General features: G+C 20.8%; 1 protein-coding gene. It reads right to left on the reverse strand.

What is annotated here, in order from left to right:
- On the reverse strand, nucleotides 1–807 hold an 807-nt coding region (locus tag M0D11_RS06205), incomplete at both ends, for a hypothetical protein (RefSeq protein ID WP_252321074.1).

Raw genomic sequence — 807 nt, forward strand, 5'->3', positions numbered from 1 at the left:
GGTGACCCTTTCGTTCAGTTGTGCAATTTTTTCTTCTTTTTCTTCAAGAATTTTTTTTAAATGTTGAATTTCAGTATCTTTTTTTTCAAAATCAGATTTGAAAGCAGTAGTTATTGCTTCAACTGCATCTCAATCTTCATCTTCAGTTTCTTCTCATTCTTTTTCAACTTTTGCTTTAATTTTTGGAATTAAATCTTCTATATATGTATCAATATATTTAATAATCGTTTCAAATAATAAAGAATCTTCATTTTTAGTTGCTAAATTTTCATTATTATCAATTGTCTTTCAACTACTAATAACTTTTAATCTTTCAATAGGAAAAATTTCTTTTAATGATGTTATAAGTGACTGATATTGTTCTTCAATTTTTTGAAATATTTCATTAAGTTTTGTTTGAAAAAATTCTTTTTGTTTATTATTTGTTAATTGAGGAGTTTCATTTTCAATAGTTTTAATATTTTCTAATACTTCTATTTTTTTAAAAATTTTGCTTACTTCCTTTTCACTTAAGAAATTATCTTCAACTAATGTAAATTTAGTGTATAAATTACAAAATTTTCTAGATAAAAAATAATATTTTTCCTCTTCAATTAATTTTTTAATCAAAATTTTTCTACCTTCTTTATTTAATATTTGAAAATTAGCTTCTTCACTATCGGGAACTGCTAATACCAAATAATTATCATTTTCTGTTTTTAAATAAATAAAATTTGATCATGGTAACTTATATTGTAAATTATCATTTTTATATTCAATTTTAATAATTAATCCTGGTTGTAAAATATTATTGATCGTATTGTTTAA

Origin of the sequence: Spiroplasma endosymbiont of Lariophagus distinguendus (assembly GCF_023846195.1) — a bacterium.
Taxonomy (GTDB): domain Bacteria; phylum Bacillota_I; class Bacilli_A; order Mycoplasmatales; family VBWQ01; genus Spiroplasma_E.